This window comes from Komagataeibacter europaeus LMG 18890 (assembly GCF_000285295.1).
In the GTDB taxonomy this organism is placed as follows: domain Bacteria; phylum Pseudomonadota; class Alphaproteobacteria; order Acetobacterales; family Acetobacteraceae; genus Komagataeibacter; species Komagataeibacter europaeus.
The window spans coordinates 1-7,981 of record NZ_CADP01000118.1 but is presented as its reverse complement, the minus strand read 5'-3'; the positions used below and the strand labels follow the sequence as shown (position 1 = coordinate 7,981).

The following is a 7,981-nucleotide window of genomic DNA, read 5'->3' as shown; positions in this document are numbered from 1 at the left end:
CCCCAGAACGAGCAGCTTCCTTATTTCCCGGTTGCCCGTTTTCGTAATCCTGCCCAGCCGGACCTTTCCGCCGGACGAGTGCTGCCGCGGCACAAGTCCAAGCCAGGCCGCGAAGTGCCGCGCACTTTCGAAAGTGTCGATATCCGTGACAGATGCCACGATCAAGGACGCGGTCATCGGGCCGATGCCGGGTATTGTCAAAAGACGACGGGCATCTTCGTCCTGCCTGGCGTGCGCCTGGATTCGCCTTTCCAGGCATCCGATGCTTTCACTCAACTTTCCGTATTGTTCGAAGAGCAAAATGACGGTCTGCTTCATGACGTCGGGCAAATCGGGTGATGTCTCGATTTTCGCCAGAAGATCGGGCAGGCGACTGTTTCCCAACGGCACGATCAAGCCGAATTCCGCTGCAAGCGCGCGCAACGCATTGACCAGCATCGTCTGCTGTTTGACCAATAGTGTGCGCGTTGAGTGTAACGAGAGCAGGCTTTGCTGTTCTTCGTTTTTGATCGGGACGAAGCGCGTGTCGGGATGGAGTGCCGCAAGACAAATGGCTGCGGCGTCAACAGCGTCGTTTTTCTTGCCACGTTTGACGAACGGCTTGACCATGTCCGGCGGAATAAGTTTCACGTCATGACCCGCATCGCGGATGACGCGCGCCCAATGATGCGATGTGCCGCAAGCTTCGAGCACGACCTGACACCGCTCGAGTTTCCCGAAGAATGAGGCAACCTCACTGCGCCCGAGCTTTCGCTTGAGAAGACATTTTCCATTTGCATCTGTGCCGTGCGCCTGAAAAACGGACTTGGCGATATCCAGGCCGATCATGGTAATTTTCATCCGGGCGGTCTCCTCTGAATGGTCATTCCGACCCCAGCATGGCACATTGATGCCGCATGGAGGCCGTCCACCCCATCTTGAACCGGTTGGCCATGCCCTATCGCTGGTCCACCCGCGCCATCCTGCTCGACAAGACCGACGCCACCAAGGTTCTGACGAAGATCCGCCGCCAGTGGTTCGCAAAGCGCAAGAGTATTGCCGCCATCGTGCGCGAGGTCATGACCAACGAGGCATCCGTTCTGGTCGATAATGATGCCGCCAACAAGGCGGCCGATGCCGATCTCGCGCTTCAGTCGCTGGGCGCCGACGACGTCGGACAGGCGTATCTTACCGCGACCGTGACGGTCTGGGACGGCAGCGCCAGTATCGCAACCGAGAAGCTGCGTCTGGTGGAAAAGATCATTCAGGGCCGCGACTTCACCTGCATGGCGGAAAGCCTGAATGCGGTAGAAGCCTGGCTTGGTTCTTTGCCCGGCCATGTCTATGCCAATGTGCGGCAGCCACCCGTCTCGACCCTGAATCTGGCCCACATGATTCCGCTGTCCGCCGTATGGGCCGGTCCGGAGCGGGACGGTCATTTCAACGCTCCGCCGCTGTTCTATGGCAGGACGGCGGGGGCGACACCATTCCGGTTTTCCCTGCATGTCGGGGATGTTGGTCACACGCTGATCGCGGGGCCAACAGGAGCGGGCAAATCCGTGCTGCTGGCGCTGATGGCGCTCCAGTTCCGGCGCTATGCGGGATCGCAGATTTTCGCCTTCGATTTTGGCGGTTCGATGCGGGCCGCGACGCTGGCGATGGGCGGTGACTGGCACGATCTCGGCGGCGGACTGACTGAGGATGGTTCAGCGGGAGAACAGGGTAGTGGCGTATCACTCCAGCCCCTGGCGCAAATTGATGATCCCGATGAACGCAAATGGGCCAGTGAGTGGCTGGGGCAGATCCTTGTTGGCGAAGGGGTAACGCTTACTCCCGAGGTGAAGTCTCACCTCTGGTCGGCGCTGAATTCCCTCGCGTCCTCACCCCAACAGGAACGCACTCTGTCGGGACTGGTCGCATTGCTTCAGTCCAACGCGCTGAAGCAGGCGCTGGCGCCCTACTGTCTTGGCGGTCCTTATGGCCGTCTGCTGGACGCTGACGCCGAACGTATCGGGGATGCCGATGTGGTGGTGTTCGAGACCGAAGGGCTGATCGGGTCCGGCGCGGCGTCATCGGTTCTCTCGTATCTGTTCCATCGCATTGAGGGCCGGCTGGACGGGAGGCCGACCCTGCTGGTCATTGATGAGGGCTGGCTGGTCCTGGATGACGGGGATTTCGCTGGCCAGTTGCGCGAGTGGCTGAAAACGCTGCGCAAGAAGAATGCCAGCGTCATCTTTGCCACTCAGTCGCTGTCCGACATCGCCAATTCCCGCATTGCCCCGGCGGTGGTGGAAAGCTGTCCCACACGGATATTCCTGCCCAATGAGCGGGCGATCGAGCCGCAGATCGCGGCGCTCTATCGGGACTTCGGCCTCAACGACCGGCAGATCGCCATTATCGCCCGCGCGGCCTCGAAGCGGGACTATTACTGCCAGACCCAACGAGGAAACCGGCTGTTTGAACTTGGGCTCGGTCCTGTTGCCCTGGCGCTGTGCGCGGCCTCCGGCAAGGACGATCACCGGCAGATCGATGCAGTGCTGGCGGAACATGGCCGTCCCGGATTTCTCCCGGCCTGGTTTGAGGCGCGTGGCATAGCGTGGGCTGCGGACCTTCTGCGGGAAGGGAACGTGCCATGATGGAAAAATTTTTCCGCATCCGGGCAAAACTTTTCCGTCGTGCAAACCTGTCGGCATCCGTCATGGCCCTGGCTGTTGGTGCCGACGTCAGCTCGGTGCAACCCGCCCACGCGCAGTGGGCGGTCTACGATGGGGCTGCGCATGTTCAGACCGTGCTGATCGCGGCGCGGGAATTGCAGCAGATCGACAACCAGATCACGTCGCTCGCCAATCAGGCGCAGATGCTGGTCAACCAGGCGAAGAACCTCGCCCTGCTGCCGTTGTCGACATTGTCGACACTGCAATCGACAATTTCCCAGACCACGGCACTGCTCGGGCAGGCGCAGAACATCGCTTATTCGGTGACCTCGGTCGAGCAGAAATACCAGCAGGCCTATACGTCGATCTCCTCCTCCATGTCGGACAGCGCCCTGTTCAGCCAGGCACAGACACGCTGGCAGAATTCTGTCGGCGGGTTTGAGGATGCCCTGAAGCTTCAGGCTCGGGTGGTGGGGAATATTCCTTCCGACAGCAGCGCCATGACCCAGCTTGTCTCGGCGAGCCAGAGTTCGGCCGGGGCTTTACAGGCCGCACAGGCCGGAAACCAGCTTCTCGCCTTGCAATCCCGCCAGCTTTCCGACGTGGTCGCGGTGCTGTCCGCCAACGGCAGGGCCGCCGATCTGGAGCGGGCGCGGCAGGCTGCAGTCGAGGCGGAAAGTGCAGCGCAGTATCAGCATTTTTCCCAATATAACGCCTACAGCCCGACTTCGGTGTCCATGTTCGGCAGTAGTGGGAACTGATGGCCATGGCGACCAATGACGTGGGCGTTATCGATACCTTTCTGAACACCTTCACCACCACCATCGATACGGGGTTCGGTCTGGTGAAGGGGAATGTGATCTCGCTGGCAGGTACGCTGTCGGTGCTGGACATCGCGCTGGCCGGTTTGTTCTGGGCGTGGGCGGCGGATGAGGACATCATCCAGCGTCTGGTGAAGAAGACGCTCTATATCGGGTTCTTCGCCTGGCTCATCAACGATTTCGATGCGCTCTCGAAGATCGTCTTCGACAGTTTTGCGGCCCTCGGCCTGAAAGTTGGTGGTGGCAGTCTGGCGCTTGGTGATTTCCTGCGGCCCGGCCGACTGGCCTCGACCGGTTTCGACGCAGCTCAGCCGCTTCTGGACTCTGTCCATAAACTGCTTGGCCCAGTCGCCTTCTTTACGAATTTCATCCAGATCTTCGTGCTCTGCCTGTCCTGGCTGATTGTGCTGGCGGCGTTCTTCATTCTCGCCGTGCAGCTTTTCGTGGCGTTGATCGAGTTCAAGCTGACCACGCTGGCGGGTTTCATCCTGATTCCCTTTGCCCTGTTCAACCGCACCGCCTTTCTGGCCGAAAAGGTGCTGGGCAACGTCGTCTCCTCGGGCGTGAAGATCATGGTGCTGGCGGTGATCAGCGCCATAGCCTCGGTGCTCTTCGGGCAGTTTACGATCTCCTATGGCAGCGATGTGCCGACCATCGGCCAGGCCGTCTCGGTGGTGCTGGCGTCGCTCGCGATCGTCGGGCTCGCCATTTATGGCGGCAGCATCGCCAATGGCCTGATCTCCGGTGCGCCCCAGCTTGGGGCTGGTGCAGCCGTCGGTTCCGGCATGGCCGTCGGCGCCATGGGCGCTGCTGCTGCGGCCGGTGTCGGGGCTGTCGCTTCCGGTGGTGCCGCCGCCCTTGGTGCGACCGCTGCTGCCGCGCGGGGCGGGGCCGCGATCGCCGGGGCGGCTACCTCCGCCTATTCGGCTGGAGCCGCAGGCGTATCCGGCGGAGCGGGCAGCATGGCCGCCGGGATCGGCGGCATGGGCCGGGCTGTCGGCGGGAATGTCGCGAATGCCGTCAAAGGGGCGGCCTCGCGTGCAGGCTCCTCACTCAGGGAAAGCTACGCCGCCGGTGGACGCTGGGCCGCGCGCGGGATGGGCGGTGGAGAGGGCGGCGAAGGCGGAGATAGCGGACCGGCACCTTCTGGTGGCGGTGGTCCTGCTGGAGAAGGGGGTGGCCCCACGGGTGGCGGCCCTACCGGTGAGGGGCCGTCTGGTGGCGATGGTGGCGGTTCCGGCGAACCGCCCCGCTGGGCTCAGAAAATGAAGCGCCGCAACGCCGCAGCTCATGCGGCTGAAGCCGCCCATGTCATCCGCTCCGCCGATGGCGGGGGCGGATCTTCCTCCATCGATCTGTCGGAAAAGGAATGAGGACGATGTTCCGTCGCTCGACCACATGCTACGGGACCACGCCCGAGCCCGTGACACCGTATCAAAAGGCAGCGCAGGCGTGGGATGAACGGATCGGGTCTGCCCGCTTGCAGGCCCGCAACTGGCGGTTGATGGCCTTTGGCTCCCTGGTCCTGTCCGCCGGTCTCGGGGTTGGGCTGGTCTGGCAGTCCGCGCGCGGCACCATCATGCCGTGGGTGGTGCAGGTGGATCATCTGGGTCAGGCGCAGGTCGTGGCCCCCGCGACTGCGGGCTATATGCCCGCCGATCCGCAGATCGCCTGGTATCTGGCGCAGTTCGTCCACGACGTACGCGCCCTGTCGTCGGACCCCGTGGTGGTCCGGCAGAACTGGCTGCGGTCCTATGATTTCACCACCACGTCGGGCGCGCAGGCGCTCAACGACTATGCCCGCCTCAACGATCCGTTCTCGCGCATCGGGCATGAGCAGGTCGAGGTGGACATCGCCTCGGTGATCCGGGCTTCGCCCAGCAGCTTCCGTGTGGCCTGGACCGAACACCATTACCGCGACGGCGCGTTCACCGGCACCGAACGCTGGACCGCCATCGTCTCGGTCGTTCTGCGCACGCCACGCGATGCCGATCATCTCAGGAAAAACCCTCTGGGCATCTACGTCTCCGCCATTAACTGGTCGAAGGAACTCGGACAATGACACGCTTCATTTTCGCGGCCCTTCCTGTGGCGCTGCTCTCGCTTGCTGGTTGCGCGCAGAATTATCATCCGCCGGTCATCCGCTACGATGACGCCGCGCGCGCAACGAGAATTCCCGACCCGCCGAAGCCCGTGCAGGTGGTGGAGGTGCCGCAGCCGCTCCCGCTACCGGGGCAGCTCAAGCCGCTGCCTTCACGACGCACGACCCATCTGGTCCCGGAAGTCGCCGACCCGACCGCGCGTGTGACGCAAGCCAATCTGGCCGCACGCATCCAGCCCACGCGTGCGGGGTTCATCAACGCGGTGCAGGTCTATCCCTATTCTGCCGGTGCGCTCTATCAGGTCTATGCGTCGCCTGGCGAAATCACCGACATCATGCTCCAGCAGGGGGAGAAGCTGATCGGCACCGGGCCTGTCGCGGCCGGTGATACGGTGCGCTGGATTATCGGTGATACAGAAAGCGGCGCCGGGGCGACAAAACGTATCCATATTCTGGTCAAGCCGACGCGGCCGGATCTGACCACCAACCTGATCGTCAATACCGACCGGCGGACCTATCTGGCGGAACTGCGCTCCACGCCCGCGACCTATATGGCGTCGGTATCGTGGGATTATCCCGAGGATGATCTCATTGCCCTGCACCGGCAGGATAGTGACGCCGACGAAGCGGCACCGGTGGATGTAGGGCTGGATCTGAATGCCCTGAATTTCCGCTATGTCATTCAGCCAGTGAAAGGGGGCACGCCGCCCTGGCTGCCCGGCCGGGCGTTCGATGACGGCCATAAGGTTTATATCGCCTTTCCAGCCGGCATAGGGCAGGGGGAACTGCCGCCTCTGTTCGTGCTGGGGGCCGATGGCGGCCCTGAACTGGTCAATTACCTGGTGCGGCAGAACTGGATGATCGTGGACCGTCTGTTCGCTGCCGCCGAGTTGCGGCTGGGGGATAAGCACTCCGAGCAGCGGGTGCGTATCGTCCGCACCGATGGCAGGAAGTCATGAGCGGCGCGGAAGAACGCCGGGATGAGGACGGGGGTGCTACTGGCAACGGGAGCGCAACGGGAGCGAGGCCGTCCCCAGATCTACGGCTGCGCGCGCAGCGTCCGCCGGTCGTAAAGCTGTCGCGCCCCGTCATCTGGACCCTGGGGGCGGTTGGGATGCTCGCTATCGGTCTCGCGCTGGGCTACGCGTTGCAAAGCAACACGCCAAAAGGACCGGTTCAGGCGGCACAGGATATCGACGCGCGTGCCTCGGCCGACGGACTGTCGGCTTTGCCCAGTGACTATACCAATATACCGAAGCTCGGGCAGCCTCTGCCCGGCGATCTGGGCAGGCCGATCCTCAACGCGCAGCGGCAGGGACGTGCGGGGCCAGTTTCCGGCATGGGAAATCGTCGTGGTGACCAGGAAATCGAGGCGGCGCGCACCAGCCGACTTTTCGCGCAGGTCGAGATGCGGGAGGGGCAGAGCGCGCAAGCGGTGCCGGTCCCGGCACAGGCCGCGCCGGGCGCGGCAGCTTCCCAGGGGGCGACGGCCCCTTCGGCGGACGGACAGGCCGGCAATCGCGCCTTTCTGGCAAACCAGCCGGACCGTGCGACCACTAGCCCCGCCCGCATCATGCCGCCAGCGTCTCCCTATATGCTCCAGGCCGGAACCGTGATTGCGGGCGCGCTCAACACCAAGATCAGCTCCGATCTGCCGGGCCAGATTGTCGGTCACGTCACCCAGAATGTTTATGATAGTCCGACCGGGCGCTATCTTCTGATCCCGCAGGGCAGCACCCTGTTCGGGGCCTATAACAGCAGTGTCTCCTTCGGGCAGCAGCGCACCCAGATCATCTGGACCCGGTTGATTTACCCGAACGGCGAAAGCCTCGTGCTGGAAAAGCTGCCCGGTGGCGACGCCATCGGCCAGTCCGGCCTGTCCGACGAGGTGAACAATCACTGGGGCCAGCTATTCCGCGCAGCCCTGGTCACCTCCTTGCTCAGCGTGGGCTCTGAGGCGGGGACGTCATGGAACGAGAACAACCTCATGCAGGCGATCCGCAGCGGCGCCAGCAACGGGTTTTCCATGGTTGGTAACCGTCTGATCGACCTTGCAGTTACCCATAAATTTTTTCTTCTGTAATTTGATAGGAGAGAGCACCTGTAACGATATCTGCCAGGCGAGACATTCCTCTCCAGATAACAGTTGTTCCGGGCGGAGCATCGGAAGCGCGATCAAGGTAACCACCCAGTCTGGCGACTGCCCGGATGTAAAAATCCAGGTCTGGTGAAGTGCTGAGTTTGCGTATGGGTGTGAACTGTTCGAGTATTTGGCGTTCCACATCTGTAAAAACGGTAGAAGGCGACGTCCCTGGTAATTCACGCCTGAGCATTGTTATCCATGAGATACGCCAGGCCACCACGCAGCATAAGGCGATACAGTTTGCGAGCCGGCCTGCGGTCGTTAGGCGGAGCTCTTCAAGCTT

The 7,981-nt window shown here is 62.5% G+C and carries 7 protein-coding genes and 1 pseudogene; 6 read left to right on the top strand and 2 right to left on the bottom strand.

What is annotated here, in order from left to right; genetic code table 11:
* On the bottom strand, positions 1-840 hold an 840-nt coding region (locus tag GEU01_RS18190; protein WP_019086757.1), incomplete at its 3' end, for an IS110 family RNA-guided transposase.
* Between the two features lie 77 nt (positions 841-917).
* Here GEU01_RS18190 and GEU01_RS23255 point away from each other — a divergent pair.
* The 6 genes and pseudogenes from GEU01_RS23255 to GEU01_RS18160 form a co-directional block, all read left to right on the top strand.
* Positions 918-2,615: pseudogene (locus GEU01_RS23255) on the top strand (TraG/VirB4 family ATPase); the annotation flags it as partial.
* The gene (gene trbJ, locus GEU01_RS18180) at positions 2,612-3,394 is read left to right on the top strand and encodes a P-type conjugative transfer protein TrbJ (RefSeq protein ID WP_019087222.1); all 783 of its coding nucleotides are present in this window, start codon (positions 2,612-2,614) and stop codon (positions 3,392-3,394) included. The pseudogene GEU01_RS23255 and the gene trbJ, both read left to right, overlap by 4 nt.
* Before the next feature lie 5 nt (positions 3,395-3,399).
* Entirely contained in the window at positions 3,400-4,827 is a 1,428-nt protein-coding gene (gene trbL / locus GEU01_RS18175) for a P-type conjugative transfer protein TrbL (protein ID WP_026018861.1), read from the top strand.
* A gap of 5 nt (positions 4,828-4,832) precedes the next feature.
* Positions 4,833-5,516, top strand: a complete 684-nt coding sequence (trbF, locus tag GEU01_RS18170) for a conjugal transfer protein TrbF (RefSeq protein ID WP_019087220.1) — start codon at positions 4,833-4,835, stop codon at positions 5,514-5,516.
* Entirely contained in the window at positions 5,513-6,514 is a 1,002-nt protein-coding gene (gene trbG, locus GEU01_RS18165) for a P-type conjugative transfer protein TrbG (RefSeq protein ID WP_019087219.1), read from the top strand. The genes trbF and trbG overlap by 4 nt, the downstream gene beginning before the upstream one ends.
* A complete protein-coding gene (locus tag GEU01_RS18160) occupies positions 6,511-7,638 on the top strand; it encodes a TrbI/VirB10 family protein (protein ID WP_019087218.1) in 1,128 nt (375 codons plus the stop codon). Before trbG ends, GEU01_RS18160 begins: the two co-directional genes overlap by 4 nt.
* Here the strand turns inward: GEU01_RS18160 and GEU01_RS24870 are convergent.
* The coding region (locus GEU01_RS24870; protein WP_269719726.1) for an IS4 family transposase at positions 7,613-7,981 on the bottom strand (369 nt) is incomplete at its 5' end. The genes GEU01_RS18160 and GEU01_RS24870 overlap by 26 nt on opposite strands.